General features: G+C 65.5%; 35 protein-coding genes, 2 tRNA genes and 2 pseudogenes. 3 read left to right on the top strand and 36 right to left on the bottom strand.

Annotated elements, in window-relative coordinates:
- Positions 1-29 precede the first annotated feature (29 nt).
- The 27 genes and pseudogenes from ACHMW8_RS16845 to ACHMW8_RS16715 all read right to left on the bottom strand — a co-directional run bounded on the left by ACHMW8_RS16845 (position 30) and on the right by ACHMW8_RS16715 (position 14,204).
- Positions 30-1,046 carry a DNA-directed RNA polymerase subunit alpha gene (locus tag ACHMW8_RS16845; protein WP_047413138.1) on the bottom strand — a complete coding sequence of 339 codons (1,017 nt, stop codon included), beginning with the start codon at positions 1,044-1,046 and terminating at the stop codon, positions 30-32.
- A 77-nt stretch (positions 1,047-1,123) separates the two neighbouring features.
- Positions 1,124-1,513 (bottom strand): 30S ribosomal protein S11, encoded by a 390-nt coding sequence (gene rpsK / locus ACHMW8_RS16840; RefSeq protein ID WP_004616890.1) that lies wholly within the window; start codon positions 1,511-1,513, stop codon positions 1,124-1,126.
- Positions 1,514-1,525: 12 nt separating this feature from the next.
- Positions 1,526-1,894 (bottom strand): 30S ribosomal protein S13, encoded by a 369-nt coding sequence (gene rpsM, locus ACHMW8_RS16835; RefSeq protein WP_096032935.1) that lies wholly within the window; start codon positions 1,892-1,894, stop codon positions 1,526-1,528.
- A gap of 246 nt (positions 1,895-2,140) precedes the next feature.
- The gene (locus ACHMW8_RS16830; RefSeq protein ID WP_125159658.1) at positions 2,141-2,716 is read right to left on the bottom strand and encodes an adenylate kinase; all 576 of its coding nucleotides are present in this window, start codon (positions 2,714-2,716) and stop codon (positions 2,141-2,143) included.
- Positions 2,717-2,852: 136 nt separating this feature from the next.
- Positions 2,853-4,208 carry a preprotein translocase subunit SecY gene (gene secY, locus ACHMW8_RS16825; RefSeq protein ID WP_125159659.1) on the bottom strand — a complete coding sequence of 452 codons (1,356 nt, stop codon included), beginning with the start codon at positions 4,206-4,208 and terminating at the stop codon, positions 2,853-2,855.
- Between the two features lie 232 nt (positions 4,209-4,440).
- A complete protein-coding gene (gene rplO / locus ACHMW8_RS16820; RefSeq protein ID WP_395443161.1) occupies positions 4,441-4,926 on the bottom strand; it encodes a 50S ribosomal protein L15 in 486 nt (161 codons plus the stop codon).
- A 186-nt stretch (positions 4,927-5,112) separates the two neighbouring features.
- A complete protein-coding gene (gene rpmD / locus ACHMW8_RS16815) occupies positions 5,113-5,298 on the bottom strand; it encodes a 50S ribosomal protein L30 (RefSeq protein ID WP_099579521.1) in 186 nt (61 codons plus the stop codon).
- A 3-nt stretch (positions 5,299-5,301) separates the two neighbouring features.
- A complete protein-coding gene (gene rpsE / locus ACHMW8_RS16810; protein ID WP_096051657.1) occupies positions 5,302-5,907 on the bottom strand; it encodes a 30S ribosomal protein S5 in 606 nt (201 codons plus the stop codon).
- A 10-nt stretch (positions 5,908-5,917) separates the two neighbouring features.
- Positions 5,918-6,268 (bottom strand): 50S ribosomal protein L18, encoded by a 351-nt coding sequence (gene rplR / locus ACHMW8_RS16805; protein ID WP_013078658.1) that lies wholly within the window; start codon positions 6,266-6,268, stop codon positions 5,918-5,920.
- Between the two features lie 3 nt (positions 6,269-6,271).
- Positions 6,272-6,805 carry a 50S ribosomal protein L6 gene (rplF, locus tag ACHMW8_RS16800; RefSeq protein WP_101719243.1) on the bottom strand — a complete coding sequence of 178 codons (534 nt, stop codon included), beginning with the start codon at positions 6,803-6,805 and terminating at the stop codon, positions 6,272-6,274.
- 18 nt (positions 6,806-6,823) lie between these two features.
- The gene (gene rpsH, locus ACHMW8_RS16795; protein ID WP_099579526.1) at positions 6,824-7,222 is read right to left on the bottom strand and encodes a 30S ribosomal protein S8; all 399 of its coding nucleotides are present in this window, start codon (positions 7,220-7,222) and stop codon (positions 6,824-6,826) included.
- Between the two features lie 10 nt (positions 7,223-7,232).
- Entirely contained in the window at positions 7,233-7,538 is a 306-nt protein-coding gene (gene rpsN / locus ACHMW8_RS16790) for a 30S ribosomal protein S14 (RefSeq protein ID WP_047413112.1), read from the bottom strand.
- Positions 7,539-7,559: 21 nt separating this feature from the next.
- Positions 7,560-8,117, bottom strand: a complete 558-nt coding sequence (rplE, locus tag ACHMW8_RS16785) for a 50S ribosomal protein L5 (protein WP_125159661.1) — start codon at positions 8,115-8,117, stop codon at positions 7,560-7,562.
- Entirely contained in the window at positions 8,110-8,424 is a 315-nt protein-coding gene (rplX, locus tag ACHMW8_RS16780; protein ID WP_125159662.1) for a 50S ribosomal protein L24, read from the bottom strand. The genes rplE and rplX overlap by 8 nt, the downstream gene beginning before the upstream one ends.
- The gene (gene rplN / locus ACHMW8_RS16775) at positions 8,424-8,792 is read right to left on the bottom strand and encodes a 50S ribosomal protein L14 (protein WP_125159663.1); all 369 of its coding nucleotides are present in this window, start codon (positions 8,790-8,792) and stop codon (positions 8,424-8,426) included. Before rplN ends, rplX begins: the two co-directional genes overlap by 1 nt.
- A gap of 17 nt (positions 8,793-8,809) precedes the next feature.
- The gene (gene rpsQ / locus ACHMW8_RS16770; protein ID WP_099579538.1) at positions 8,810-9,049 is read right to left on the bottom strand and encodes a 30S ribosomal protein S17; all 240 of its coding nucleotides are present in this window, start codon (positions 9,047-9,049) and stop codon (positions 8,810-8,812) included.
- 10 nt (positions 9,050-9,059) lie between these two features.
- Positions 9,060-9,251 (bottom strand): 50S ribosomal protein L29, encoded by a 192-nt coding sequence (gene rpmC / locus ACHMW8_RS16765; protein ID WP_047413099.1) that lies wholly within the window; start codon positions 9,249-9,251, stop codon positions 9,060-9,062.
- A gap of 5 nt (positions 9,252-9,256) precedes the next feature.
- Positions 9,257-9,688, bottom strand: a complete 432-nt coding sequence (gene rplP / locus ACHMW8_RS16760) for a 50S ribosomal protein L16 (RefSeq protein WP_125159664.1) — start codon at positions 9,686-9,688, stop codon at positions 9,257-9,259.
- A 13-nt stretch (positions 9,689-9,701) separates the two neighbouring features.
- Positions 9,702-10,454: a 30S ribosomal protein S3 gene (gene rpsC / locus ACHMW8_RS16755; protein ID WP_125159665.1), complete on the bottom strand. Its 753-nt coding sequence runs from the start codon at positions 10,452-10,454 to the stop codon at positions 9,702-9,704.
- Positions 10,454-10,834 carry a 50S ribosomal protein L22 gene (rplV, locus tag ACHMW8_RS16750; protein ID WP_010919132.1) on the bottom strand — a complete coding sequence of 127 codons (381 nt, stop codon included), beginning with the start codon at positions 10,832-10,834 and terminating at the stop codon, positions 10,454-10,456. The genes rpsC and rplV overlap by 1 nt, the downstream gene beginning before the upstream one ends.
- 2 nt (positions 10,835-10,836) lie before the next feature.
- The gene (rpsS, locus tag ACHMW8_RS16745; protein WP_125159666.1) at positions 10,837-11,115 is read right to left on the bottom strand and encodes a 30S ribosomal protein S19; all 279 of its coding nucleotides are present in this window, start codon (positions 11,113-11,115) and stop codon (positions 10,837-10,839) included.
- Positions 11,116-11,118: 3 nt separating this feature from the next.
- On the bottom strand, positions 11,119-11,958 hold the full coding sequence (rplB, locus tag ACHMW8_RS16740) for a 50S ribosomal protein L2 (RefSeq protein WP_125159667.1): 840 nt from the start codon (positions 11,956-11,958) through the stop codon (positions 11,119-11,121).
- A 4-nt stretch (positions 11,959-11,962) separates the two neighbouring features.
- On the bottom strand, positions 11,963-12,259 hold the full coding sequence (locus tag ACHMW8_RS16735; RefSeq protein WP_004616934.1) for a 50S ribosomal protein L23: 297 nt from the start codon (positions 12,257-12,259) through the stop codon (positions 11,963-11,965).
- Positions 12,259-12,897, bottom strand: a complete 639-nt coding sequence (rplD, locus tag ACHMW8_RS16730) for a 50S ribosomal protein L4 (protein WP_125159668.1) — start codon at positions 12,895-12,897, stop codon at positions 12,259-12,261. Before rplD ends, ACHMW8_RS16735 begins: the two co-directional genes overlap by 1 nt.
- Positions 12,897-13,665, bottom strand: a pseudogene (gene rplC, locus ACHMW8_RS16725) (50S ribosomal protein L3). The gene rplD and the pseudogene rplC overlap by 1 nt, the downstream one beginning before the upstream one ends.
- A 13-nt stretch (positions 13,666-13,678) precedes the next feature.
- A complete protein-coding gene (rpsJ, locus tag ACHMW8_RS16720; RefSeq protein WP_004616952.1) occupies positions 13,679-13,987 on the bottom strand; it encodes a 30S ribosomal protein S10 in 309 nt (102 codons plus the stop codon).
- A 13-nt stretch (positions 13,988-14,000) separates the two neighbouring features.
- Complete coding sequence (locus tag ACHMW8_RS16715) at positions 14,001-14,204, bottom strand: hypothetical protein (protein ID WP_125159670.1); 204 nt, start codon at positions 14,202-14,204, stop codon at positions 14,001-14,003.
- Between the two features lie 404 nt (positions 14,205-14,608).
- On the opposite strand from ACHMW8_RS16715, the gene ACHMW8_RS16710 reads away from it, so the two are divergent.
- Positions 14,609-15,367: a hypothetical protein gene (locus tag ACHMW8_RS16710; protein WP_395443160.1), complete on the top strand. Its 759-nt coding sequence runs from the start codon at positions 14,609-14,611 to the stop codon at positions 15,365-15,367.
- A gap of 93 nt (positions 15,368-15,460) precedes the next feature.
- Here the strand turns inward: ACHMW8_RS16710 and ACHMW8_RS16705 are convergent, their stop codons facing one another.
- The 5 genes from ACHMW8_RS16705 to ACHMW8_RS16685 all read right to left on the bottom strand — a co-directional run bounded on the left by ACHMW8_RS16705 (position 15,461) and on the right by ACHMW8_RS16685 (position 20,748).
- Complete coding sequence (locus ACHMW8_RS16705; protein ID WP_395443159.1) at positions 15,461-16,303, bottom strand: GIN domain-containing protein; 843 nt, start codon at positions 16,301-16,303, stop codon at positions 15,461-15,463.
- 112 nt (positions 16,304-16,415) lie between these two features.
- Complete coding sequence (locus tag ACHMW8_RS16700) at positions 16,416-17,561, bottom strand: GNAT family N-acetyltransferase (RefSeq protein ID WP_395443158.1); 1,146 nt, start codon at positions 17,559-17,561, stop codon at positions 16,416-16,418.
- A gap of 54 nt (positions 17,562-17,615) precedes the next feature.
- Positions 17,616-19,934, bottom strand: a complete 2,319-nt coding sequence (locus ACHMW8_RS16695) for an FdhF/YdeP family oxidoreductase (protein ID WP_125159674.1) — start codon at positions 19,932-19,934, stop codon at positions 17,616-17,618.
- Positions 19,934-20,251, bottom strand: a complete 318-nt coding sequence (locus ACHMW8_RS16690) for a formate dehydrogenase accessory sulfurtransferase FdhD (RefSeq protein ID WP_395443157.1) — start codon at positions 20,249-20,251, stop codon at positions 19,934-19,936. Before ACHMW8_RS16690 ends, ACHMW8_RS16695 begins: the two co-directional genes overlap by 1 nt.
- 35 nt (positions 20,252-20,286) lie before the next feature.
- A complete protein-coding gene (locus ACHMW8_RS16685) occupies positions 20,287-20,748 on the bottom strand; it encodes a formate dehydrogenase accessory sulfurtransferase FdhD (RefSeq protein WP_395443156.1) in 462 nt (153 codons plus the stop codon).
- Between the two features lie 170 nt (positions 20,749-20,918).
- Here ACHMW8_RS16685 and ACHMW8_RS16680 point away from each other — a divergent pair, with 170 nt between their 5' ends.
- Positions 20,919-22,535 (top strand): FAD-dependent oxidoreductase, encoded by a 1,617-nt coding sequence (locus ACHMW8_RS16680; RefSeq protein WP_395443155.1) that lies wholly within the window; start codon positions 20,919-20,921, stop codon positions 22,533-22,535.
- Between the two features lie 13 nt (positions 22,536-22,548).
- Positions 22,549-22,854: a UBP-type zinc finger domain-containing protein gene (locus ACHMW8_RS16675; protein WP_125159677.1), complete on the top strand. Its 306-nt coding sequence runs from the start codon at positions 22,549-22,551 to the stop codon at positions 22,852-22,854.
- On the opposite strand, the gene ACHMW8_RS16670 is transcribed toward ACHMW8_RS16675, so the two are convergent.
- The 4 genes and pseudogenes from ACHMW8_RS16670 to ACHMW8_RS16655 form a co-directional block, all read right to left on the bottom strand.
- A complete protein-coding gene (locus ACHMW8_RS16670) occupies positions 22,851-23,477 on the bottom strand; it encodes a YdeI family protein (RefSeq protein WP_125159678.1) in 627 nt (208 codons plus the stop codon). The genes ACHMW8_RS16675 and ACHMW8_RS16670 overlap by 4 nt on opposite strands.
- A gap of 243 nt (positions 23,478-23,720) precedes the next feature.
- Positions 23,721-24,910, bottom strand: a pseudogene (tuf, locus tag ACHMW8_RS16665) (elongation factor Tu).
- Between the two features lie 52 nt (positions 24,911-24,962).
- Positions 24,963-25,036: transfer RNA gene (locus ACHMW8_RS16660), tRNA-Gly, on the bottom strand.
- 107 nt (positions 25,037-25,143) lie between these two features.
- Positions 25,144-25,228 (bottom strand) — tRNA-Tyr (locus ACHMW8_RS16655).
- Between the last annotated feature and the right edge of the window lie 140 nt (positions 25,229-25,368).

Genomic DNA, 25,368 nt, shown 5'->3' with positions numbered 1-25,368 from the left:
CCGGATTAAGCGCGGTGGCGAAGAGGTTCTTAGATTTGGTCTTCGAACTTCTTGGCCAGGTCTTCGATGTTCTCCGGCGGCCAGTTCGGCACGTCCATGCCGAGGTGCAGGCCCATGCCGGCGAGAACTTCCTTGATCTCGTTCAGCGACTTGCGGCCGAAGTTCGGGGTGCGGAGCATCTCGGCTTCGGTCTTCTGGATCAGGTCGCCGATGTAGACGATGTTGTCGTTCTTCAGGCAGTTGGCCGAACGGACCGACAGTTCCAGCTCGTCGACCTTCTTCAGCAGGGCCGGGTTGAACGGCAGTTCCGGCTTGGACTCGTCGGCCGACTTGGCCTTCGGTTCCTCGAAGGTGATGAAGATCTGCAGTTGGTCCTGCAGGATCCGGGCGGCGTAGGCCACGGCGTCCACCGGAGTGACAGCGCCGTTGGTTTCCACTTCCAGGACCAGCTTGTCATAGTCCAGCGACTGGCCTTGACGGGTCGGCTCGACGCGGTAGGCGACGCGCTTGACCGGCGAGTAGAGCGCGTCGACGGCGATGAGGCCGATCGGCGCGTCTTCCGGACGGTTGCGGTCGGCCGGGACGTAGCCCTTGCCGTTGTTGACCGTGAACTCCATCCGCACCGAAGCGCCGTCGTCCAGCGTGCAGAGCACGTGGTCGGGGTTCAGGATTTCGATGTCGGCCGGGGTTTCGATCTGACCGGCGGTCACCGGGCCGGGGCCCGTGGCGCGCAGGGTCATGCGCTTCGGGCCTTCGGCGTGCATCCGAACGGCCAGTTGCTTGATGTTCAGAACGATATCAACGACGTCCTCGCGGACGCCTTCGAGCGAGGAGAATTCGTGCACCACGCCATCGATCTGGATGGCGGTGACGGCGGCGCCTTGCAGCGACGAGAGCAGAACGCGACGCAGGGCGTTGCCGAGCGTCACACCGAAACCGCGCTCGAGGGGCTCGGCGACGATACGGGCCTTGCGGGTCGCATCGGCTCCGGTTTCGATCTGCGGCTTCTCAGGACGGATCAGCTCGTTCCAGTTTCTTTCGATCACGTGGTCGGGTCCCTTGAACGCGGCTCGCCGGCCGCGTTTTGCGCAGCCGGCGAAGGAGATTAGTGGTCTAAAAAGTACTAGACGCGACGGCGCTTGGGCGGACGGCAGCCGTTGTGCGGGATCGGCGTGACGTCGCGGATGGTCGTGATCGTCATGCCCGCGGCTTGCAGCGCGCGAAGAGCCGATTCACGGCCCGAACCCGGACCCGAAACGTTGACTTCCAGGGTCTTGACGCCGTGCTCGGCGGCCTTCTTGCCCGCGTCTTCCGCAGCCATCTGGGCGGCGTACGGCGTCGACTTGCGCGAACCCTTGAAGCCCATCATGCCGGCCGAGGACCACGAGATCGTGTTGCCTTGGGCGTCGGTGATGGTGATCATTGTGTTGTTGAACGAGGCGTTCACGTGCGCCACGCCCGAGGTGATGTTCTTGCGTTCGCGCTTTTTAACGCGACCCGGTTCCTTGGCCATCGTCAGGCTACCTTATTTCTTCTTGCCGGCGATCGGCTTGGCCGGACCCTTGCGGGTGCGAGCGTTCGTGTGGGTGCGCTGACCGCGGACCGGCAGGCCCTTACGGTGACGCAGGCCGCGATAGCAGGCCAGGTCCATCAGACGCTTGATGTTCATCGAGTTCTCGCGACGCAGGTCGCCCTCGACGGTGTAGTCACGGTCGATCGTCTCGCGGATCTGCAGGACTTCCGCGTCGGTCAATTGATTGACGCGACGGGCTTCCTCGATGCCCACCTTGGTGATGATCTCACGAGCCGACTTTTGGCCGATGCCGTGAATGTACTGAAGCGCGATCAAAACGCGCTTGTTCGTCGGGATGTTGACGCCTGCGATACGGGCCACGTCTAATGTTCTCCTAGTCACGCACTAAAGACGCGAACGGCGCGCCCGGCCGGGTCGGAGACCCAAACCGGCGCGCACGGATCGCGCCCTTTCGCGGAAGCGCCCCGTTATAGGGATCGTTTCGCTTCCGTCAACAACTGAATCCACCAGACATCCAGTGAATCAGGGCTTCTTTAAGCGACGACGCTCCGCGTGACGAATGTCACGCTACCTTTCGGTATTTGGAGCCTGTTTATCTCTGTCGGATCAACCGACCGAGACAGGCGCCAAGGCCTCGTCGATGGAACTGGCGACGGCTTCGACCGAACCCATTCCGTCCAGTTCCGTGAGCTTCCCCTGCCCTTCATAGTAAGGCAGCAGCGGCGCGGTCTGGGCATTGTACTGAGCCAGGCGAGTCACGAAGACTTCGGGATTGTCGTCCGGCCGTCCCTGTTCTTCGAACCGCTTCTTGATCCGCTCGATCAGGGCTGGCTCGTCTACCTTGAGTCGGAGAACAGAGTCGATCTTCTGTCCACGGGCCGCCAACATCTTATCCAGAGCTTGCGCCTGGGCGACCGTGCGCGGGAAACCGTCGAAGATCGCGCCGCCGGCCGCCTCGGCCTCGGGCAGACGATCCTCGATCAGCGCGATGACGATCTCGTCGGTGACCAGCTCGCCGCGGTCCAGCACGCCCTTCACCTTCAGGCCCAGCTCCGAGCCCGAGGCGATGGCGGCGCGCAGCATGTCGCCGGTCGAGAGCTGGACCATGCCACGCTCGGTGACCAGGCGCTTGGCCTGAGTGCCCTTCCCCGCCGCTGGCGGACCGAACAGGATCAAGTTCATGTAAGCCCCTTCGCGCGTCTGCCGAGTCTGCGCCCGGCTGATCTCCCGGAGCAGACCTAGAGCCCCGGGAAAGAAAACGGAAGCCGGTTTTGTGACAAACCGGCTTCCGACGCTTCCAATAAATTTGAAGCTCGGCTTAGCGGCTACGGCCGCCGCGCAGCTTCGACTTCTTGATGAGGCCCTCGTACTGGTGGGCCAGCAGGTGCGACTGGATCTGCGCCACGGTGTCCATGGTCACCGTCACGACGATCAGGATCGAGGTGCCGCCCAGGGCGAACTGGTTCGACTTGACCGCCATCATCACCAGCTCCGGCGCCACGCAGACGGCCGTGATGTAGGCCGCGCCGATCACCGTCAGGCGGGTCAGCACATAGTCCAGGTACTCGGCGGTGCGCTTGCCCGGGCGGATGCCGGGCAGGAAGCCGCCGTACTTGCGCAGGTTCTCGGCCGTCTCCTCGGGGTTGAACACGACCGAGGTGTAGAAGAACGAGAAGAAGATGATCAGCAGGGCGTAGAACACCAGGAACGCCGGGTGGCCGTGCTGCAGCGCGCCGACCACGCCCGGCAGCCATTGGGCCCAGGACGGCAGGTTGGCCGCGTTGATGAACTGCAGGGCCGTCGTCGGCAGCAGCAGCAGGCTGGAGGCGAAGATCGGCGGGATGACGCCCGCGGTGTTGATCTTCAGCGGCATGAACGAGCTCTCGCCGCCGACCATGCGGTTGCCCTGCTGCCGCTTGGGATAGTGGACCAGCAGGCGGCGCTGCGAGCGCTCCATGAACACGATGGCCAGGATGGCGGCCACGGCGCCGATCAGGATCAGGAACAGCGGCGTGTAGTTGCCCGAGGTCTGCGACTGGACCAGCAGCTGGCCCAGGCTCATCGGCAGGTGGGCCACGATGCCGGCGAAGATGATCAGGCTGACGCCGTTGCCGACGCCGCGGCTGGTGATCTGCTCGCCCAGCCACATCAGGAACAGGGTGCCGCCGGTCAGGGCCACGACGGTCGAGACGACGAAGAACACCGGGCCGACGCCCCCGGCCACCAGGCCGGGCTGGGCCGACAGGCCGATGGCGATCGAGGCCGACTGGACCACGGCCAGCACCACGGCCAGATAGCGGGTGTACTGATTGAGGGTCTTGCGGCCCGCCTCCCCGCCTTCCTTCTTCAGCTTCTCCCACGGAGGATACACCGTGCCCATCAGCTGCACGATGATCGAGGCGCTGATGTAGGGCATCACGTTCAGCGAGAAGATGGCCATGCGCTGCACGGCGCCGCCCGAGAACGTGTTGAACATGCCGAGGATGCCCTCGGCGTTGCCGCTGAACAGGCGCGAGAACGCGGCCGGATCGATGCCGGGGATCGGCACGTAGGTGCCAAGGCGGTACACGACCAGGGCGATGATCGTGAACCAGATGCGCTTGTGAAGTTCGGTCGCCTTTTGGAACGACGCGAAATTCATGTTGGCTGCGAGTTGTTCGGCGGCCGAGGCCATTCAGATCCCCACGACTCTGGAGCGTGACGGCCGGACACGATCCGGCGACTCCAACGAAATTTGGCGCGGAGCCTGCTTATCCGTTTCAAAGGATTTGAAAAGGGCAGGCCCAGGTAGAGGGCACAAATAGGTGAGGCTCGCCGTGATGTCACGGCGAGCCTCCTATTTCTGTCATCCCGGTCGAAACGAAGTCCCGAAAAGCGCCAGGCGCTCACCGGGATGACATATGGCCTTAGACTTCGGCTTGCGCCTTGGCCTTCTTGGTCACGGTGACCGAACCACCGGCGGCCTCGACGGCCTTGATGGCGGCTTCCGTGGCCGAATAGACGGTCAGCTTCAGGGCGGTCTTGATCTCGCCCTTGCCCAGCAGCTTCACGCCGTCGAGTTCACGACGGATGACGCCGGCGGCGACCAGGTCGGCGGGCGCCAGCTCGGCGCCGGCCTTGAACTTGCCGGCGGCCACGGCCTGTTCCAGGCGCCACAGGTTCACTTCGGCGAACTCGAGGCGGAAGGGGTTGTTGAAGCCGCGCTTAGGCATACGCATGTGAAGCGGCATCTGGCCGCCTTCGAAGCCGGCGATGGCGACGCCCGAGCGCGCCTTCTGGCCCTTCACACCGCGACCGGCGGTCTTGCCCTTGCCCGAACCCGGGCCGCGGCCGACGCGCATGCGGCCCTTGGTCGAGCCTTCCTGCGGGGCCAGTTCGTTCAGCTTGGTCATATGTGCCTCTCCTTGGAGATCTGCGCCCAGCCAGCGGCTGGACTCGGCTTGAAAAAATCAGAGCGCGCTTAAAACCCTAAAACGCTTCAAAACTCAATGGTGAAATGAGTTTGGGCCAGACAGGATTTCAAACGAAAACCACCCCGGCTTTCACCGGGGTGGCGTATTTCGTCGTCGCGTAGCGGACTACTCGACGATTTCCAGCAGGTGCGCGACCTTGCGGATCATGCCGCGGACCGACGGGGTGTCTTCCAGCGTGGACGTGCGGCCCAGCTTGTTGAGACCCAGACCGGCAAGCGTGGCGCGCTGGTCCTTTTCACGACGGATCGGGCTGCCCGTTTGGCGGACCGTGACTTGCTTAGCTTCAGCCATGACTTAGCCCTCGATGGCTTCCGGCGACGACGCGCCGTCGGCGCGACGGCCGAGGATGTCGCCAACCTTCTTGCCGCGCTTGGCGGCGATCTGGCGGGGCGACGACTGGACCTTCAGGGCCTCGAACGTGGCGCGAACCATGTTGTACGGGTTCGAGGAACCCGTCGACTTGGCCACGACGTCCTGGACGCCCAGGGTTTCGAGAACCGCGCGCATCGGACCGCCGGCGATGACGCCGGTGCCGGGAGGCGCCGCGCGCATCATCACCTTGCCAGCGCCCCAACGGCCAGCGCCGTCGTGGTGCAGGGTGCGGGATTCGCGCAGCGGAACGCGGATCATCGTCTTCTTGGCTTCTTCGGTCGCCTTGCGGATGGCTTCCGGCACTTCACGCGCCTTGCCATGACCGAAGCCGACGCGACCCTTTTGGTCGCCAACGACCATCAGAGCGGCGAAGCTGAAGCGACGACCACCCTTCACGGTGGCGGCGACGCGGTTGATGTGGACGAGCTTTTCGACGATGTCGCTGTCGACCCGCTCTTCGGGGGCGTTGCGGTCGCGACGGTCACGGCGTTGACCGCCTTCACCGCGCTGTTGTTCACCACGAGCCATTCTGTTTCCCTTAGAAGTTCAGGCCGGCTTCGCGCGCGGCGTCGGCCAGGGCTTTCACCCGGCCGTGGAAGATGTAACCACCACGATCGAAGACGACGTCCTTGACGCCCTTTTCGATAGCGCGCTCGGCGACGAGCTTGCCGACAGCGGCGGCGGCATCCTTGTCCGCGCCCTTGCCTTCGGCTTCCAGGGTGGAAGCCGACGCCAGGGTCACGCCGCGTTCATCATCGATGACCTGGGCGTAGATGTTCTTCGACGAACGGAAGACCGACAGACGCGGGCGACCGTTGGCGAGGCTCTTGAGGCGGGTGCGAACGCGCTGAGCGCGCTTGGCCGCCGATTCACGAGGAGAGAGCGCCATGGCTTACTTCTTCTTGCCTTCCTTGCGGCGAACCTTCTCGCCAGCATAACGCACGCCCTTGCCCTTGTACGGCTCAGGCGGACGAATGCGGCGGATCTTCGCGGCAATCTCGCCGACCGCCTGCTTGTCGATGCCGGCGATCTTGATTTCGGTCTGCTTCGGCACAGCGAAGGTGACGCCGGCCGGAGCCTCAACGTCCACGTCGTGGCTGAAACCGAGCTGGAGGCTCAGGGCGGTGCCCTTCATGGCCGCGCGGTAACCAACGCCGACCAGTTCGAGGCTTTCCTCGAACCCGGCGGTGACACCATGCACCATGTTGGCCACCAGCGTGCGGGACAGACCCCACATGCCCTTGGCGCGCTTCGTGTCGACGCGCGGAGTCAGAAGGAGCTCAGCGCCCTCTTGCTTGACTTCGACTTCGTCGGCGATCGTCCACGACAACTGACCCTTGGGGCCCTTCACCGTGACCGTCTGACCCGCGAGCGTGACTTGCACGCCCGAGGGGATTGCGACGGCTTTCTTACCGATACGTGACATGCTCTTTCCCTCCCGCGCCTAGTAGACGCGGCAGAGGACTTCGCCGCCGACATTAGCGTCGCGTGCAGCGGTGTCCGACATGACGCCCTTCGGCGTCGAAAGGATCGAGATGCCCAGGCCGTTCTTGATCGGCTTCAGGTCCTTGATCGACGAATAGACGCGACGGCCAGGCTTGGACACGCGGCTGATCTCGGCGATCACGGGCTCACCGTCAAAATACTTGAGCTCGATCTCGAATTCGGGGAACGCGCCGGGCTTCTCGATCAGCGAGTAGCCGCGGATGTAGCCTTCATCGGCGAGCACGTCGAGGACGCGGGCGCGCAGCTTGGAAGCCGGCGTCGAGACCTTGTTGCGCTTGCGCGTGGCGGCGTTCTTGATGCGAGCGATCAGGTCGCTCAGGGGATCGTTCATCGACATCTGATCGTCCTTACCAGCTCGACTTGACGAGGCCGGGGATCTGACCCTGCGAACCCAGTTCGCGGAGCGCGATACGGCTCATCTTCAGCTTGCGGTAGTAGGCGCGCGGACGGCCCGTGACTTCGCAGCGGTTGCGGATGCGGATCGCCGAGCTGCTGCGGGGCAGCTTGGCGAGCTTGAGGCGAGCCTCGAAGCGTTCCTCGAGCGGCAGGCTTTCGTCGTTGGCGGTCGCCTTGAGCGCGGCGCGCTTCTCGGCGAACTTCTTGACGAGGGCCTTGACGGCTTCGTTGCGGTTGACGGCGCTTTTCTTTGCCATGGTGCTTTTCCCTGCCCGCTCTTAATTGGTGAACGGGAACTGGAATTCCTTCAGGAGAGCCTTGGCTTCCTGGTCGGACTTCGCAGTGGTGCAGACGATGATGTCCATGCCCCAGATCTGCTCGATCTGGTCATAGTTGATTTCCGGGAACACCAGGTGCTCCTTCAGGCCCATGGCGTAGTTGCCACGGCCGTCGAAGCTCTTGCCGTTCAGGCCACGGAAGTCCTTCACGCGCGGCAGCGCGATCGTGACCAGGCGGTCCAGGAACTCGTACATCCGGTCCTTGCGCAGGGTGACCTTGCCACCGACCACCATGCCTTCGCGCAGCTTGAAGCCGGCGATCGACTTGCGGGCCTTGGTGGCGACGGGCTTTTGGCCGGCGATCGCCTGCAGGTCCTTCAGAGCGACTTGGGCCTTCTTGGAGTCGGCCACAGCCTCGCCGATACCCATGTTCAGGACGATCTTGTCCAGCTTGGGGATCTGCATCTCGTTGGTATAGCCGAACTGCTCCTTCATCGCGGCGCGGATGCGCTCGCGATAAACGGTCTTCAGCCGGGGCTCGTAAGCTTGATCAGCCATTGATCACCTCGCCGGTCGTCTTGGCGACACGCACCTTCTTGTCGCCTTCGATCTTGAAGCCGACGCGGGTGGGCTTGCCCTTGGAGTCCACGATGGCGACGTTCGAGACGTGCAGCGCGGCTTCCTTTTGCTTGATGCCGCCTTGCGGCTCGGCCTGGGTCGGCTTGGTGTGACGCGAAACCATGTTCACGCCTTCCACGACAACCCGGTTTTCCTTCGGAAGAACCTGGGTCACAGCGCCTTGCTTGCCCTTGTCCTTGCCGGCCAGAACGACGACGCGGTCGCCCTTCTTGATCTTAGCGGCCATTACAGCACCTCCGGAGCGAGGGAGATGATCTTCATGTGGTTCTTGGCGCGCAGTTCACGGGGAACCGGGCCGAAGATCCGCGTGCCGACCGGCTCGCTCGCCTTGTTCACGATGACCGCGGCGTTCTTATCGAAGCGGATGACCGAGCCATCCTTGCGCTTCAGATTTTGATTCACGCGAACGACGACGGCGCGAAGCACGTCACCCTTCTTCACGCGGCCACGCGGGATGGCTTCCTTCACGGAGACGACGATGACGTCGCCCACGCTGGCGTAGCGACGGCCTGCGCCGCCCAACACCTTGATGCACATGACCCGGCGAGCGCCAGAATTGTCAGCGACTTCCAGGTTAGTTTGCATCTGGATCATGGTCTAAACCTTCCAGATTAAGCCGAAGCCTTGGGAAGCACTTCCCAGGTCTTCAGCTTGGACTTCGGAGCGCACTCGACGATGCGAATAGCTTCGCCGGCCTTGTACGCGTTGGATTCGTCGTGCGCGTGGTACTTTTTGGACTGACGCACGATCTTCTTAAGAACCGGGTGAACGATGGTCCGTTCGACCTTCACCACCACGGTCTTGTCGCCCTTATCGGAGACGACCACCCCTTCGAGGATACGCTTGGGCATATCGTTCTCCTTAAGCCGCGGCCTTGGCGCGCAGCACGGTCTTGATCCGCGCGATATCCTTGCGGATCTCGTTGACGCGGTGGGTCTTCTCGACCTGGCCCGTGGCGGCCTGGAAGCGCAGGTTGAACTGCTCTTTCTTCAGGCTGATCAGGGTGTCGGCCAGCTGGTCGGGGGTCAGACCCCGGATGTCAGCGATCTTCATGAGCCTCAAGCCTCCTGGGCCACGCCCGCGTCGAGGCGGGTGACAACACGAGTGCGGATCGGCAGCTTGGCGGCGCCCAGGCGAAGCGCTTCACGCGCGATATCGTCCGGCACGCCGTCGATTTCGAACATGATGCGGCCCGGAGCCACGCGAGCGGCCCAGTAATCCACGGCGCCCTTACCCTTACCCATCCGGACTTCGGCCGGCTTGCCGGTGACCGGCACGTCCGGGAAGATACGGATCCAGACGCGGCCTTGACGCTTCATCTGGCGGGTGATGGCGCGACGGGCGGCTTCGATCTGGCGAGCCGTGATGCGCTCCGGCTCGACGGCCTTCAGGCCGTACGAACCGAAGTTCAGCAGGGTGCCGCCCTTCGAAGCGCCGTGGATGCGGCCCTTGAACTGCTTGCGGAATTTGGTCTTTTTCGGAGACAGCATGGCGATCTAATCCTTAGGCGCGATCGCGACGGTCACGACGGTCGCCCCGGTCGGGACGATCGCCGCGCTCACGGCCGCCACCTTCGCCGGCGGGGCCGGACTCGGTGGCCAGGCGCTTGTCGAGCGCCATCGGATCATGCTCCAGCACCTCGCCCTTGAAGATCCAGGTCTTCACGCCGATGATGCCGTAGGTGGTCTTGGCTTCGGCGAAACCGAAGTCGATGTCGGCGCGCAGGGTATGCAGCGGCACGCGGCCTTCGCGATACCACTCCATCCGAGCGATTTCAGCGCCGCCCAGACGACCCGAGACGTTGATCCGGATGCCCTTGGCGCCGAGACGCACGGCCGACTGGATCGAACGCTTCATGGCGCGACGGAAGGCGATACGGCGCTCGAGTTGCTGAGCGATCGACTCGGCCACCAGCTGAGCGTCGGTTTCCGGCTTGCGGATCTCGACGATGTTCAGGTGGACTTCGCCCTCGGTCTGAACCGACAGGTCCTTGCGGAGCTTGTCGATGTCAGCGCCCTTCTTGCCGATGATGACGCCCGGACGAGCGGCATAGATCGTGATGCGGCACTTCTTGTGCGGACGCTCGATGATGATGCGCGAGACACCGGCTTGGTACAGGCGCTTCTTCAGGGCGGCGCGGATCGCGAGATCCTGGTGCAGCATCTTGCCGTACTGGGCGCCGTCGGCGAACCAACGGCTGTCCCAGGTGCGGTTTACGCCGAGCCGCAGCCCGACCGGATTGACTTTCTGACCCATTAGGCGGCCTCACCCAGTTCGCGGACCACGATCGTGATCTCGGAGAACGGCTTCTCAACGCGCGTCGCGCGACCGCGAGCGCGGGGCGAGAAACGCTTCATGATCAGGTTCTTGCCCACATAGGCCTCGGCGACGACCAGGGAGTCGATGTCGAGGTTGTGGTTGTTCTCGGCGTTCGAAATCGCCGAGTACAGCGCCTTGCGGACGTCCTGGGCGATACGCTTGTGGCTGAACTCGAGCTCGTTGAGAGCGCGCTGGACGTTCAGGCCACGGATGGACTGAGCGACCAGGTTCAGCTTCCGCGGGCTGGTGCGCAGAGTGCGCACCTTGCACATCGCTTCGGCGGCCGGCAGGCGGCGTTCTTGCTTCTGCTTGGCCATGATTACTTCCTCTTGGCCTTCTTGTCGGCGGCGTGGCCGGGGAAGTTGCGGGTCGGAGCGAACTCGCCGAACTTCATGCCGACCATGTCTTCCGACACGGAGACCGGGATGTGCTTCTGGCCGTTGTGGACGCCGAAGGTCAGGCCGACGAATTGCGGCATGATCGTCGAGCGACGCGACCAGGTCTTGATGACATCCTTGCGGCCCGACGACAGAGCGGCGTCGGCCTTCTTCAGGAGGTACCCGTCGACAAACGGGCCTTTCCAGACGGAGCGGGTCATGGCTTAGCGGCCCTTCTTCGCTTTGTGGCGCGAACGGATGATGAACTTGTCCGTGGCCTTGTTGACGCGGGTCTTGGCGCCCTTGGTCGGCTTACCAGCCGGGGTCACCGGGTGGCGGCCGCCCGAGGTGCGACCTTCACCACCACCGTGGGGGTGGTCGACCGGGTTCATGGCGACACCGCGGACGTGCGGGCGACGGCCCATGTGACGAGAACGACCGGCCTTGCCGAGGTTCTGGTTCATGTGGTCGGGGTTCGAAACGGCGCCGACGGTGGCCATGCACGAGTCGAGCACCATGCGCAGCTCGCCCGAGTTCAGGCGGATCTGGGCGTAGCCGGCGTCACGACCGACCAGCTGGGCGTAGGCGCCAGCCGAACGGGCGATCTGACCACCCTTGGCGGGCTTCAGCTCGATGTTATGGATGATCGTGCCGATCGGCAGCGTGCGCAGCGGCGAGGCGTTGCCCGGCTTCACGTCGACCTTCTCGCCGGTGACGACTTCGTCACCAACCTTCAGGCGTTGCGGGGCCAGGATGTAGGCCAGCTCGCCGTCGGCCTGATACTTGATCAGGGCGATGAAGGCGGTGCGGTTCGGATCGTACTCGAGGCGAACGACCGAGGCCACGCCTTGCTTACGACGCTTGAAGTCGACCAGACGGTACAGGCGCTTGGCGCCGCCGCCGCGGAAACGGACCGCGATACGGCCATTGCCGCCGCGACCGCCCGACTTGGTCAGGCCTTCAACGAGCTTCTTCTCGGGCTTGCCCTTGTGAAGTTCGCTGCGGTCGATCAGCACCAGGCCGCGCTGGCCGGGGCTGGTCGGGTTGAAATGCTTCAAGGCCATCTGATTAGAGCCCCGTCGTGATGTCGATCGACTGGCCGTCGGCCAGGGTCACGATCGCTTTTTTGACGTCGTTGCGACGCCCGACGATGCCGCGGAAGCGCTTGGTCTTGCCCTTGGTCACGATGGTGTTGACCTTGGTCACCTTGACCTTGAACAGCTCTTCGACGGCGGCGGCGATTTCGTCCTTGGTCGCGTCGTTGGCCACCTTGAAGACAACCTTGTTCTGCTCGCTGAGCAGGGTCGTCTTTTCGGTGATCACCGGCGACAGGATCGTGTCGTAGTGGCGAGCGGTGGCGGCCATTAGGCGGCTTCCTTCTCAGCGAAACGGGCCGAGATCGCTTCGACCGCGTCCTTGGTCAGGACGAGGGTCTGGCGACGCAGCACGTCGTAGACGTTCAGGCCGGCGTTCGGCAGGACATCCACGTTCGGGATGTTGCGGGCGGCGAGCTTGAAGTTCGCGTCCACTTCCGGACCGGCGATGACTAGGGCGTTCTTCAGACCGATCTTGTCGAAGTTGGCGCGCAGGGCGGCCGTCTTCGCTTCGGTCAGAATGGCGCTGTCCAGGACGACCAGCGCGCCCGACTTGGCCTTGGACGACAGGGCGTGGCGCAGAGCCAGGGCCCGGATCTTCTTCGGCAGGTCGAAAGCGTGGCTACGGACGACAGGGCCGTGGGCCTTGGCGCCGCCGACGAACTGAGCCGCACGGCGCGAGCCGTGACGAGCGCCGCCGGTGCCCTTTTGCTTGTACATCTTCTTGCTCGTACGAGAGACCTCGTTACGAACCTGAATCTTGTGGTTGCCCGAGCGGCGCTTGGCCAGCTGCCAGGTCACGACGCGCTGCAGGATGTCGCCGCGGATTTCGTCGATGCCGAAGATGGCGTCGTCGAGATCAACGGAACCGGCCTTGCCGCCGTCCAGTTTGATGACGTCGAGTTTCATTAGCCTTCGCCCTCTTCGGTCGCAGCCGCGGGGGCCTCTTCAGCGGGGGTCTCAGCGGCGGCCGGAGCAGCCTCGCCAGCCTTGCGGAAGGCGCCCGGACGCGGAGCGTCGGCGGGCAGAGCCTTCTTCACGGCGTCGCGAACCTTCACGTAGCTGCCTTCGTGGCCCGGGACGGCGCCCTTGATCAGGATCAGGCCGCGTTCGACGTCGACCTTCCAGACCGTGACGTTCAGCGTCGTGACGGTTTCCTGACCGAGGTGACCCGCCATCTTCTTGCCCGGGAACGTACGACCCGGATCTTGGCGGTTACCAGTCGAGCCGTGCGAACGGTGCGAGACCGAGACGCCGTGGGTGGCGCGCAGACCACCGAAGTTCCAGCGCTTCATGGCGCCGGCGAAGCCCTTACCGACGGTCACGCCTTGGATGTCGACCTTCTGGCCGGCGACGAAGTGGTCGGCCGTCAGTTCGGCGCCGACTTCGATCAGGGCGTTCTCTTCGACGCGGAATTCGGCGACGACGCGCTTCGGCTCGACGGCCGCCTTCGCGAAGTGACCGCGCATGGCGTTCGAGGTGTTCTTGGCCTTCTTGGCGCCAGCGCCGAGTTGCAGGGCGGTGTAGCCGTCCTTCTCGAACGGTGCGCACGCCCGTGACCTGGCAACCGTCGAGCGACAGGACGGTGACCGGCACGTGCTGACCGGCTTCGTCGAAGAAGCGGGTCATGCCGAGCTTCTTGGCGAGGACGCCAGTGCGTTGGGTGGGGAGAGTCATGGATCGGCCCTCCTTACAGCTTGATTTCGACGTCAACGCCGGCCGACAGGTCGAGCTTCATCAGCGCGTCCACGGTCTGCGGAGTCGGGTCAACGATGTCGAGAACGCGCTTGTGCGTACGGATCTCGAACTGCTCGCGCGACTTCTTGTCGACGTGCGGCGAACGGTTGACGGTAAATTTCTCGATAAGCGTGGGCAGGGGGATGGGGCCCCGCACCGTCGCACCCGTGCGCTTGGCCGTGTTGACGATCTCGCGCGTGGAATGATCCAACACGCGGTGATCGAAGGCCTTGAGCCGGATGCGGATGTTCTGACGATCCATATCGCTCGGTTTCCTAGTGGGCTGCGCCCGCGTCTCGAACCATTTCAAAGACCAACTCGAACTCCCGAGAGAGCTCGTACGCAGCGTCCGCAAAACAAATGACCCCCGCGGTTTCCCGCCGGGGCTGATGACCAGATATTGCACCACCCTCTCGAGAGAAGGCTTGAGGCGCTATGTCCGGGCGTCTCGCGAACCGCGTTTGAGCCCGAGAGCTCACAGCCGGTCCAACAGAGGCGCGCTTGTACGTTCCAGAATCGGTTTCGTCAAGCGCTGTGCCCGGCTCGTCGCGACTTTGTGGAACGCGACTCGTCGGGCCGGTTCTGAATAGGCGCCCTCCCCCCGCCACGCAAGGCCTTCGGAAAGATAACGTCGGTCCGCTTTTAACCCCATTGTCCCGATGGCTAGCAAGAACGTGCGCCCGCTCGCGCGTAGGCGAAATGCCACCCCGCGCAAGTGTCACAAATTTGTATAAATCCGCCTCGAAGCGTCGCCGACGGCCTTGAGGCCAAGGTCGAACCTCCATAGATGCCGCCCCTCACCGACGGACTGGGCGGCCCCTCCCCCCAACAACGACCGTCCAGCCAGCCGGTGAGCCACTCTTGTGTAAGGGGATACCCCACTATGAATACGAAGCTTTTCGCCACCGCCGCCCTGATCGCCGCCGCCGTCTCGGCCCCGGCCTTCGCCCAGAACATTGGTTCGGTCGGCGCCGCCGTGAACTACACGGACCTGAACACCCGCTTCGGCGGCAATGACGGCACCTCGGCCGTGCTCGACGGCTCGGTCGCCATCCCGCTCTCCGGCGCCTGGACCGTGACCGCCAACGGCGACGTCTCGATCTCGGACAACGACCTGTCGGACGAAACCGTCGCGTCGGGCGCCGTGCACCTGACCACCAAGCTGGGCGACACCGTGCGCGTCGGCGGCTTCACCGCCCTGTCGCGTCCGTCGAACGACACCCTGTGGGCCGTCGGCGCCGAGGCCCAGAAGTACCTGAACAACGTCACGCTGACGGGCCTGGTCGCCTATGGCCAGTCGAATGACCTGGACGCCGACCTTTACGCCGTCCGCGGCGAAGCCCGTTACTTCGTGTCGGACAACTTCCGCCTGAACGCGGGCGCCGGCTGGTCGCGCATCGACACCAACGTCAACGCCGACCTGTGGGACGTGAACGCCGGCGGCGAATACAAGTTCGCCAACACCGGCTGGTCGACCTTCGCCAAGTACACCCACGCGGAATCGAAGGACCTGGCCAAGCTGAACTCGGACGCCGTGAAGGTCGGCTTCCGCTACACGTTCGGCGGCAGCCTGAAGGATCGCGATCGCGCCGGCGCCGACCTGGCCACGGCCAGCGACCTGTTCGGCTTCGGCGTCCGCTAAGGACGACCTGGACCCAAGGTCCGGACGTGACGAAGGCCCCGGGAGCGATCCCGGGGCCTTCACTCTTTATATATGTGTGGCAGCGATCGCCGATCAGCGGCCGCCGATGATCACGTCGCCCGAACCGGCCACGTGCTTCTTGACCGCGCCGTTGACCTTGGCGATACGCACGTCGCCCGAACCGGCGACCGAGACGTCGACATCGTCGGCCTCGCCATTGAAGGCCACGTCGCCCGAGCCCATCACATTGACCTCGACCATGCGGCTGCGGCCGCCCAGGACGGTGATGTTGCCCGAACCGGCGATATTGCCTTCCAGCTTGCCGGCGATGCTGGCCACCTTGATGTCACCCGAGCCCGCGATATTGGCTTCCATGTCGCCAGAGATCGCCTGGGTCGTCACGTCGCCCGAGCCGGCGATGCTGATCTCGACCGACGCGGCGGAACCGGCCTTGGTGTCGCCCGAACCAGCCTGGCTGACATGCAGTTCGCCTCTGGTGTTGGCCACGGTCCAGTCGCCGCAGCCAGCATTGGCCAGGTTGACGCTGTCCGAGCGACCGATGTCGCCGAACACGGCGCCGCCGGCCTGGACCTTGACGTTCATCGGGACGCGCACGGCCACCTGCGGGAAGTTGTCGTAGGACACCTGACCCACGCCGCGGACCTTGACCCAGGTCTTGCCGTCGCGGCTGTTGCAGCTGTTGATCCGGTTCATTCGCAGGTTGCCGTCGACGATCACCTCGTCGCCGTTCTGGCGCACGCTCAGCGGCAGGTCGGCATTGGTGGTGATGAACTCGACCTTCACATCCGAGCGGTTCTCGGGGATGACCACCACGCGCGCGACGGCGTCCTTGATCTTCACGGACGGGGCGGCCTGGGCGGCGCCGGCGGCGGTAACGGCGGCGGCCAGAACGGCCAGGGTGGTCAGAGCGCGCATCGATGTTCTCCCCTCGATTGCGTGTAATTCGATGAGGGGAAGCTAGCGGGGGCCTGACAAGGTTTCGACTTAATTCGAGGTCATGACCGCGATGTCATATAACACGGGTCGACTAGTCGACCATCAGCGCGGCCAGAGTCAGGCCCAATCCCAGCCCTAGACCCACGCCAGCCCCCAGCCTGGGATGGCGCCGCGCCATGGCGGCCATGAAGCCGGTCCCGCCCCGGATCTGACCGACCAGGCCAGGCTCGCACGCCACGATGCGGTCGAACCGCCGCGCCAGCCGAGAGACGCCGAAGCCGCGCATCGACAGCCCCCGTGAGGAGGCTCGCCGCTCGATCAGCCCTTCGAACACCGCCTCGGCCGGGTCTGCGAAGTCGCGCTTGTAGACGTCGGCGTCGACGCCGAAGTCAACGCGGGCGATTCCGCGCGCGGCGACGGCCTCCAGGGTGTCCAGCGTCATCAGGCTGCCTGGCGAGTACTTGGCGAAGGCCGGGTCATAGATCGGGAACCACAGGTGATGCCGCGCGCCCGAACTCAGGCCCAACTCCGCCGCGACGAGCGTATCGCCAGCCTTCAAGGTCGCGAGCCGCAGGCCAAAGTCCGGGGCGCAGATCTCGGCCAGCCGATGCAGCAACGCGACCGTCCACCCGCAGGCGAAGACATCATACTGGTGCGTGCGGGACAGCTGGGCGCGCTTGCGGCCGATGACGAGGTCGATCTCGGCCTTTGTCGGCCGCTCGAAAGCGAACGACAGCGGTCCATGGTCGCGCTCCAGGGCGCGACGGCGGCGGCGCTTGTCCTTCAGGAACCGCGTGTCGCGACTGGCGAGGTAGGCGTTGAAGCCTTGCGAGAGATCCGCGGCCATCGCCCGACGAGCTCTCAACCCCGGCCGGTCCGCCTCCCCCGCGCCGATCAGGCCGCTGACCCGCGCCCGGCGTACGCCCTCCAGGCGCGGCAGCAGCGCGCCGACGGAGAGATTCGGCTCGGCGATCAGACCGTGGAAGTCGCTGAGCGGCGCCGCCAGGGGCTGCAGCAGGCCGCCCCGCAGCTGGAACGGCAGGAATCCGCGAACCGCCCCGTCCTCGCGAATGACAGCGATCCGGGCGTTCGGCGCGACCTGGCTGGCGGCCTCCACGAAGCGCAGGTCAAAATAGGGACTGGCTAGGGCGGGGTCTTCCTCGCGGAAGCGGCTCCAGAGCGCGCGCTCGGCCGCTCCCAGCTCTGAAACCGCCACGGTCTCGACATCCACGCCCACGCGCCCTCTCCCTTGGGTTGGGCGCATTAGACATAGCGGCTCCTAACAACCGCTTTAGTTGCGCGCCGCCGCGCCTTGCCAAGCGGTCTGGTGAGGACGCAGACGCACGGGCGCGGATTTGTAGGCCGGCGTGCCCGAACGCTGGTCGTGGTCATCCAGCGACACCACCACATTCGTCTCCGGATAGTAGGCGGCCAGGCATCCCGGCGGGATGTCGCGCGCCACCACGGTGAAGGCTCGGACGATCCGCTCGCCCGTCTCGTCGAACGCCGCGCCCAGGTCGACGAGATCGCCTTGCGAGAGACCCAGTCGCGCCATGTCGTCGGGGTTGGCGAAAATCACGTCGCGCCGGCCGAAAACGCCGCGATAGCGGTCGTTCATGCCGTAGATGGTGGTGTTGTACTGGTCGTGACTGCGCAGGGTGGTCAGGATCATGACGTCGGGATCGCCCCGGCGCGGATCGCCGCCCCTGGGGTCGAACGGCAGGAAATTGGCCTTGCCGCTGGCGGTCCTCCACACCCGGTTCGACGGTCCGACCTCAAGGCGGAAGCCGCCGGGAACGCGAACCCTGTCATTATAGTCGTCGAAGGCCGGGAAAACCCGGGCGATCAGGTCGCGGATGGCGTCGTAGTCGTCGGCCAGGCCCAGCCAGTCGACATGCGGATCGTCGCCAAAGGTGGCGTGGGCGATCCCCGATACGATGGCCGGTTCGGACATCAGGTGCTCGGACGCCGGCGGGTTGAGCCCGCGCGAGGCGTGGACCATCGACATCGAGTCCTCGACCGTCACCGACTGGCGCACGCCGCCGCGGACGTCCATCTCGGTGCGGCCCAGGCACGGCAGCAGGATCGCTGCCTTGCCGACCAGCAGGTGTGTGCGGTTCGGCTTGGTGGCGACATGGACGGCCATGTCCAGCTTGCGCATGGCCGCGAAGGTTCGCACCGGGTCGGGCGCGGCCACCGCGAAATTGCCGCCCAGGCCCAGAAACATCTTGGACCGGCCGGCTTCCATCGCCTCGATCGTCTCGACCACCGTATGGCCGTGCGCGCGCGGCGGCTCGAAGCCGAAGACGGTCTGGATCGCGTCCGACAGCGCCTTGGACGGTTTTTCCCAGATGCCGACCGTGCGGTTGCCCTGCACGTTGGAGTGGCCGCGCAACGGGCAGATCCCCGCCCCTTCCCGCCCGATATTGCCCTTCAGCAGCAGCAGGTTGACCAGCTGCTGCACCGTGCCGGAACTGTCGCGATGCTGGGTCAGGCCCATGCCGTAGCAGAGGATGGTGGCCTTGGCCTGGGCGTAGACCGCCGCCGCCTCTTCGATCCGTTCGCGGGACATGCCGCTGCCGGCCTCGATCTCGGCCCAGTCCATGGCCTCGAGCTGGGCGGCCAGGATCTCGAAGCCGGCGGTGTGTTCCGCGATGAAGGCGCGGTCCAGGACCCCGCCATCGCGGGCCTCCATGGCCAGCACCGCCTTCATCATGCCCTGCACGAAGGCCGCGTCGCCGCCGATCTTCAGCTGGAAATAGGCCGAGGCGATCGGGGTCGAGCTCAGGGTCGCCATCTCGACCGGATCCTGCGGCGAGGCGAATTTCTCCAGCGCCCGCTCGCGTAGCGGATTGAAGGCCAGGATCGTCGCGCCGCGCCGGCTGGCCTCGCGCAGGGTGGCCATCATCCGCGGGTGATTGGTGCCGGGATTGTGCCCGAAGCACAGGATCAGGTCGGCGTGGTCGAAGTCCTCCAGGGTCACCGACCCCTTGCCCAGGCCGATCGAGTCCGGCAAGCCGACGCTGGTCGGCTCGTGGCACATGTTCGAGCAGTCCGGGAAATTGTTGGTCCCGAACCGCCGGCCCAGCAGCTGATAGAGAAAGGCCGCCTCGTTGCTGGCCCGGCCCGAGGCGTAAAACTCCGCCTCGTCCGGATGAGCCAGAGCCTTCAGGGCCGCGCCGGCGCGGGCGAAGGCCTCGTCCCATGAGATCGGTTTATAATGGTCGTCGGCCGGGTCATAGGCCATCGGCTCGGTCAGTCGGCCCAGATCCTCGATCGCGTGGTCGGTCCAGGTCAGCAGCTCGCTGACCGTGTGCCGCGCGAAGACCTCGGGCGTGGCGCGCTTGGTCGTCGCCTCCCAGGCCACGGCCTTGGCCCCGTTCTCGCAGAACTCGAACGAACTGGTGTGCTTGGGGTCGGGCCAGGCGCAGCCGGGGCAGTCGAAGCCCTCCGGCTGGTTGGCCCGCATCAGGGTCTTGCCGCCCTCGACCACCGTCTCCTGGTCGACAAGCGCGCCGGCCACGGCCTTCAGCGCATCCCAACCGCCGGCCGGATGGGTGTAGGGGCGAACGCCCTGAACCTTGCCAGGCGCGGCCGTATCATCCGCCATCAGACCGACTCCAACTCAGACTCGACAAGACGCTCGCCGCCGGCGAACACCGCGTGGCCGTCGGCCCGGGCCAGGGCGACCAGAGTCAGGTTGGCCTCCTGAGCCTTGCTCACCGCCAGCTCGGTCGGGGCCGACACCGCGACCAGGATCGAACAGCCCATCCGCGCGGTCTTCTCGACCATCTCGAACGAGGCCCGGCTGGTGACGACGACGAAGCCGTCAGCCGCTGAGATCTTTTCGCGCGCCATCAGGCCGGCCAGCTTGTCGAGGGCGTTGTGCCGGCCGACGTCCTCGCGCACCGCGACCAGGTCGCCCACTCTATTGAAGAAGGCCGCCGCGTGGGTGGCGCGGGTCAGGCGCCCAGGGCCTGCTCGGCCTCCAGCGCCGCCAGGGCGCGCGGGATGGCGGCGTGTTCGATACGCGCGCCCGCGCCCACCACTGGCAGGGGCCGCACCGCGTCCGCCAGGCGCTGCACGCCGCAGAGCCCGCAGCTGGAGCGGCCTTCCAGGTTGCGTGGCCGGGCCTTCCGGGCCAGGGCGCCGGGCGCCAGGCGGATATCGACCAGTATGCCCAGCGCCTCGTCCTTGCGGACGATGTCCAGCACGTCGGCGGCGCTGGCGATCCCCTCGGTGATCACGAAGCCCAGGGCTAGATCCTCGACATCCCGCGGCGTGGCCATCAGCACCGTATGTGGACGGCCATCGAACGACAGGCCCACGGCGGTCTCGCGCGGCAGGGGCCGCTCGAGGGCCTGGACGGGGGTCCCCGCGCGCCATTGCAGGACGGGGCGTGGAGTGGCGGACGAACGCGACATGGCCGGAGTCTAGGCCTCGCATCGCGCGAAAGGAACCATTCGATCGAATGGCTCCGTCACGCCACCGCACGAATGTTCAAATTCGTCATCGTTCGGCGGATGACCGCGCGCCGATCCTGACGCAATCTCTCCCCATGGCAGGCTCCACGTTCGACACCCGACGCGCTCAGATGTTTCCCCGGCTTGAGCCGGCCGAGATCGATCGGCTGCGCCGCTTCGGCCAGGTCGTCCACGCCGAGCCCGGCGCGGCCCTGGCCACGGCCGGCGTCGCTTCGCCCGGCCTGTTCGTGATCCTGGCCGGCCGGGTGGCGATCAGCCGCCGCGACGCCCACGACGAGAGCCAGCCGATCGTCGAGCACGCCGCCGGCCAGTTCGTCGGCGAGATCGCCCAGCTGTCGGGCCGCCCGTCGCTGGTCGACGTCAGGGCCCTCACCCAGGTCGAGGCGCTGCTGATCGCCCCGGAGCGTCTGCGCGCCGTGCTGGTCGCCGAGGCCGAGCTGGGCGAACAGATCATGCGCGCCCTGATCCTGCGCCGCGTCAGCCTGATCGAGACCGGGGCCGGCGGCCCGATCATCATCGGCCGCGAAGCCGACGCCGAGGTCATCCGCCTGTCGGGCTTCCTGGCGCGGAACGGCCATCCCTACCAGCACCTCGACCCCGACCAGATGGACTGCGCCAAGGTGCTGATCGAGCGCTTCCAGGTCGACGACAGCGAACTGCCGATCGTGCTGTGTCCGAACGGCGAGATTCTGCGAAAGCCCACCAATCACCAGTTGGGCCGCTGTATCGGCCTGGTCGGACCGATCGACGCCAACCGCCTCTATGACGTCGCCATCGTCGGGGCCGGCCCCGCGGGTCTCGCCACCGCCGTCTACGCCGCATCCGAGGGGCTCTCGGTGCTGGTGCTGGACACCCGCGCCTTCGGCGGCCAGGCCGGAGCCTCGGCGCGGATCGAGAACTATCTGGGCTTCCCCACCGGGATCACCGGCATGGCCCTGATGGGCCGCGCCTACGGCCAGGCCCAGAAGTTCGGCGCCGAGCTGGCTATTCCCGACGAGGTCGCCTCCCTCGTCTGCGAGGACGACGGCCAGCATCGCTACCGCCTGGCCCTCGCCAGCGGCGAGACCGCGCAAGCCAAGACCGTCGTCATCGCCAGCGGCGCCCGTTACCGCCGGCTGGAGGTCGAGAACCTGGATCGCTTCGAAGGCGCCTGCGTCCACTATTGGGCCTCGCCGCTGGAGGCCAAGCTGTGCGCCGGCCAGGAGGTCGCCCTGGTCGGGGCCGGCAACTCCGCGGGCCAGGCAGCGGTCTATCTGGCCAGCCAGGTCAAGAAGGTCTGGATGATCGTGCGCGGCGAGAGCCTGGCGGCGACCATGTCCCGCTACCTGATCGACCGCATCGAGAGCACGCCCAATATCGAGGTCATCGTCAAAAGCGCGATCGTCGACCTCGAAAGCGAGGACGGCAAACCCAACCAGCTGTCGGCCGTGCGCTGGCGCGGTCCGGACGGCGTCGAGACCGTCCAGGCGATCAGCCACCTCTTCCTGTTCATCGGCGCCGCGCCCAACACCGCCTGGCTGACCCATTGCCATGTGGAGCTGGACAATCACGGCTTCGTCCGCACCGGCGCCGACCTCGCGCCCGGCCATCCGCTGCTGCAGACCAGCCGCAAGGGCGTGTTCGCGATCGGCGACGTGCGGGCCGGCTCGGTCAAGCGTGTCGGCGCCGCGATCGGCGAAGGCGCCCAGGCCGTCGCCGCCATCCACGCCTATCTCGCCGAAGCCTGAGAGGATTCCCCCCATGACCTGCACGCACGGCGACTCCATCCATCATGTCACGCCCGGCTCCAAGGGCTGCGAGGAATGCCTGAAGACCGGCGGCTGGTGGGTGCATCTGCGCCTGTGCCGGACCTGCGGCCATGTCGGCTGCTGCGACGACAGCCCCAGCAGGCACGCCACCGCCCATTTCCGCGCGACCAGACACCCGATCATCGAGGGCTACGACCCGCCGGAGGGCTGGGGCTGGTGCTTCATGGACGAGGAATTCGTCGAACTGCCGGACCAGACCCCGCAGGTCGGACCGATCCCGAGGTTCGTGGAGGGTTAGCGCTCGAGCGCGCCCTTGCCGGCGATGATCTTGTCGCGGAACTTCTCGATCCGCGCCGCGCGCGTCGCCGGCTGCTTGGCTTGGTTCAGCGCGAACAGATAGCTCTTCTGGCGGCCTGGCGTCAGCGCGTGGAAGGCCTCGGCCAGCGCCGGATCGGCGTCCAGCGCCTCGGTCAGCTCGTCCGGCACGTCGATCTCGCGCTCGGTCTTTGGCGGCTTGGTTCCGGCTACGGCGTGGTCCATCAGCTGGCGCAGATAGGCCCGGATCACCGGCTCCAGCTCGGCGACCTGTTCGCTGGCCGTGAAGCGGATCATGCCCGGCGTCTGGCTGTTGGGCCCCTGCGGTTCCAGCACGCCCTCGCTGTCGGTCAACAGCCCCGGGTTCAGAAAGCTGAGCCGGAAATCGCCTCGGAACGCACCGAAGATCGCGATGTTGCGCCCGGCGTGCATGTAGCAAGGGTGCGCCCACTTCACCGTTTCCTCCAGCCCGACATCCAGACAGATCCGGCGCAGCGCATTCAGCCCCTCAACCCAAGGCCGGATCGAGCAGTCCGGCGTCGCGAAGCGCTCGCACCGGCCGCAGCCCAGGGTGAAGAAGTCGTCGGGATCGGTGATCATCGCCATGGCCTTCTCCTTCCACCTTTTGCCCGTTTCCAGAACTCAATTGAGTCCGCTAGTCGCGCACATGAGACAACGTACGCCCGCACCCAAGTCAGACATTAGCCCAAGCAAAAGGCCCCGGAGATCGCTCTCCGGGGCCTTCGCTTAGATCAGTTCAGCTGACGCTGAGATCGGTCGATTACTCGACGATCCTGGCCCACCAGAAGCGCTTGCGCTTCTGGTCACCAAACACTGTCGTGAAAATCGTTATTCAACGATCTTGGCGACGACGCCGGCGCCGACCGTGCGGCCGCCTTCGCGGATGGCGAAGCGCAGGCCTTGGTCCATGGCGATTGGGGTGATCAGCTCGACGTCCAGCTCGGCGTTGTCGCCTGGCATGATCATTTCCACGCCTTCCTTCAGCTTGATGATGCCGGTGACATCGGTCGTGCGGAAGTAGAACTGCGGACGGTAGTTGGTGAAGAACGGGGTGTGACGGCCGCCTTCTTCCTTGTTCAGGATGTAGGCCTCGGCCACGAACTTCGTGTGCGGGGTGATCGAGCCCGGCTTGCAGAGGACCTGGCCGCGCTCGACGTCTTCACGCTTGGTGCCGCGCAGCAGCACGCCCACGTTGTCGCCGGCTTGACCTTGGTCCAGCAGCTTACGGAACATTTCGACGCCCGTGCAGGTCGTCTTCTGGACCGGACGGATGCCGACGATCTCGACTTCCTCGCCGACCTTCACGACGCCCTTTTCGATACGGCCCGTGACCACGGTGCCGCGGCCGAGATCGAGAACACGTCTTCGACCGGCATCAGGAACGGCAGGTCAACCGGACGTTCCGGCTGCGGGATGTAGGCGTCGACCGAAGCCATCAGCGCCAGGATCGCCTCTTCGCCGATCTTGGCGTCGCGGCCTTCCACGGCGGCCAGGGCCGAACCCTTGGTGATCGGAATGTCGTCGCCCGGGAACTGGTACGAGCTGAGCAGCTCGCGCACTTCCATTTCGACGAGCTCCAGCAGCTCTTCGTCGTCGACCATGTCGACCTTGTTCATGAACACGACCAGGGCCGGCACGCCGACCTGACGGGCCAGCAGGATGTGCTCGCGGGTCTGCGGCATCGGGCCGTCGGCGGCCGACACGACCAGGATCGCGCCGTCCATCTGGGCGGCGCCCGTGATCATGTTCTTCACGTAGTCGGCGTGGCCGGGGCAGTCGACGTGTGCATAGTGACGGTTGGCCGTCTCGTACTCGACGTGCGCGGTGTTGATCGTGATGCCGCGGGCCTTTTCTTCCGGCGCGGCGTCGATGTCGGCGTAGTTCTTGGCGGTCGCGCCGCCCGACTTCGCCAGCGTGATCGTGATCGCCGCCGTCAGCGTCGTCTTGCCATGGTCAACGTGACCGATGGTGCCGATGTTGCAGTGCGGCTTAGTGCGTTCGAACTTTTCCTTGGCCATCGTCTCTACCTTCGCGCCGGCGGGTGTTGTTGGGGTAACTCATATGGGGAGCTGGAGCGGGTAGCGGGAATCGAACCCGCATCCTCAGCTTGGAAGGCTGCTGCACTACCATTGTGCTATACCCGCCTTATCACCCAATCGTGGGCTAGCGGGGTCGCGATCGGCTCCCGGTCTCTGGCTCTGGGACCCATCTTGCCTTCAGGACGCGCCCGTCTCGGAACTCGTCGCGTGCATGGTGGGGGAAGCAGGACTCGAACCTGCGAAGGCGTACGCCAGGGGATTTACAGTCCCCCCCTTTGCCACTCGGGACATTCCCCCAAGCACGCGACGGAGTTCCGAAGCCGGCGGCCTTTAGCCGGTTCGACGCACAACGGCAAGCCGTTGAACTTCGAACTGGAACAAAAGCTTCTTTGGACGGTGACGGACGATGCTAAGAGCAGCGCCGGCCGGCCTAGAAA

The sequence above is a fragment of the Caulobacter sp. UC70_42 genome (assembly GCF_044056025.1).
Taxonomy (GTDB): Bacteria; Pseudomonadota; Alphaproteobacteria; order Caulobacterales; family Caulobacteraceae; genus Caulobacter.
The sequence above is the reverse complement of the archived record's forward strand: the minus strand, read 5'-3'. Positions and strand labels throughout refer to the sequence as shown.

Coding starts and splice junctions, on each gene's coding strand:
- rpsK (WP_004616890.1), bottom strand. CDS start 1,513: ATGGCCAAGGAACCGGGTCGCGTTAAAAAGCGCGAACGCAAGAACATC.
- ACHMW8_RS16830 (WP_125159658.1), bottom strand. CDS start 2,716: ATGAACTTGATCCTGTTCGGTCCGCCAGCGGCGGGGAAGGGCACTCAG.
- secY (WP_125159659.1), bottom strand. CDS start 4,208: ATGGCCTCGGCCGCCGAACAACTCGCAGCCAACATGAATTTCGCGTCG.
- rplO (WP_395443161.1), bottom strand. CDS start 4,926: ATGACCAAGCTGAACGAACTGGCCCCGCAGGAAGGCTCGACCAAGGGC.
- rpmD (WP_099579521.1), bottom strand. CDS start 5,298: ATGGCTGAAGCTAAGCAAGTCACGGTCCGCCAAACGGGCAGCCCGATC.
- rpsE (WP_096051657.1), bottom strand. CDS start 5,907: ATGGCTCGTGGTGAACAACAGCGCGGTGAAGGCGGTCAACGCCGTGAC.
- rplR (WP_013078658.1), bottom strand. CDS start 6,268: ATGGCGCTCTCTCCTCGTGAATCGGCGGCCAAGCGCGCTCAGCGCGTT.
- rplF (WP_101719243.1), bottom strand. CDS start 6,805: ATGTCACGTATCGGTAAGAAAGCCGTCGCAATCCCCTCGGGCGTGCAA.
- rpsH (WP_099579526.1), bottom strand. CDS start 7,222: ATGTCGATGAACGATCCCCTGAGCGACCTGATCGCTCGCATCAAGAAC.
- rpsN (WP_047413112.1), bottom strand. CDS start 7,538: ATGGCAAAGAAAAGCGCCGTCAACCGCAACGAAGCCGTCAAGGCCCTC.
- rplE (WP_125159661.1), bottom strand. CDS start 8,117: ATGGCTGATCAAGCTTACGAGCCCCGGCTGAAGACCGTTTATCGCGAG.
- rplX (WP_125159662.1), bottom strand. CDS start 8,424: ATGGCCGCTAAGATCAAGAAGGGCGACCGCGTCGTCGTTCTGGCCGGC.
- rplN (WP_125159663.1), bottom strand. CDS start 8,792: ATGATCCAGATGCAAACTAACCTGGAAGTCGCTGACAATTCTGGCGCT.
- rpsQ (WP_099579538.1), bottom strand. CDS start 9,049: ATGCCCAAGCGTATCCTCGAAGGGGTGGTCGTCTCCGATAAGGGCGAC.
- rpmC (WP_047413099.1), bottom strand. CDS start 9,251: ATGAAGATCGCTGACATCCGGGGTCTGACCCCCGACCAGCTGGCCGAC.
- rplP (WP_125159664.1), bottom strand. CDS start 9,688: ATGCTGTCTCCGAAAAAGACCAAATTCCGCAAGCAGTTCAAGGGCCGC.
- rpsC (WP_125159665.1), bottom strand. CDS start 10,454: ATGGGTCAGAAAGTCAATCCGGTCGGGCTGCGGCTCGGCGTAAACCGC.
- rplV (WP_010919132.1), bottom strand. CDS start 10,834: ATGGCCAAGCAGAAGCAAGAACGCCGCCTGCCGGCCGCCGAAGCGATG.
- rpsS (WP_125159666.1), bottom strand. CDS start 11,115: ATGACCCGCTCCGTCTGGAAAGGCCCGTTTGTCGACGGGTACCTCCTG.
- rplB (WP_125159667.1), bottom strand. CDS start 11,958: ATGGCCTTGAAGCATTTCAACCCGACCAGCCCCGGCCAGCGCGGCCTG.
- ACHMW8_RS16735 (WP_004616934.1), bottom strand. CDS start 12,259: ATGGCCGCCACCGCTCGCCACTACGACACGATCCTGTCGCCGGTGATC.
- rplD (WP_125159668.1), bottom strand. CDS start 12,897: ATGAAACTCGACGTCATCAAACTGGACGGCGGCAAGGCCGGTTCCGTT.
- rpsJ (WP_004616952.1), bottom strand. CDS start 13,987: ATGGATCGTCAGAACATCCGCATCCGGCTCAAGGCCTTCGATCACCGC.
- ACHMW8_RS16710 (WP_395443160.1), top strand. CDS start 14,609: ATGAATACGAAGCTTTTCGCCACCGCCGCCCTGATCGCCGCCGCCGTC.
- ACHMW8_RS16705 (WP_395443159.1), bottom strand. CDS start 16,303: ATGCGCGCTCTGACCACCCTGGCCGTTCTGGCCGCCGCCGTTACCGCC.
- ACHMW8_RS16695 (WP_125159674.1), bottom strand. CDS start 19,934: ATGGCGGATGATACGGCCGCGCCTGGCAAGGTTCAGGGCGTTCGCCCC.
- ACHMW8_RS16685 (WP_395443156.1), bottom strand. CDS start 20,748: ATGTCGCGTTCGTCCGCCACTCCACGCCCCGTCCTGCAATGGCGCGCG.
- ACHMW8_RS16680 (WP_395443155.1), top strand. CDS start 20,919: ATGTTTCCCCGGCTTGAGCCGGCCGAGATCGATCGGCTGCGCCGCTTC.
- ACHMW8_RS16675 (WP_125159677.1), top strand. CDS start 22,549: ATGACCTGCACGCACGGCGACTCCATCCATCATGTCACGCCCGGCTCC.
- ACHMW8_RS16670 (WP_125159678.1), bottom strand. CDS start 23,477: ATGGCGATGATCACCGATCCCGACGACTTCTTCACCCTGGGCTGCGGC.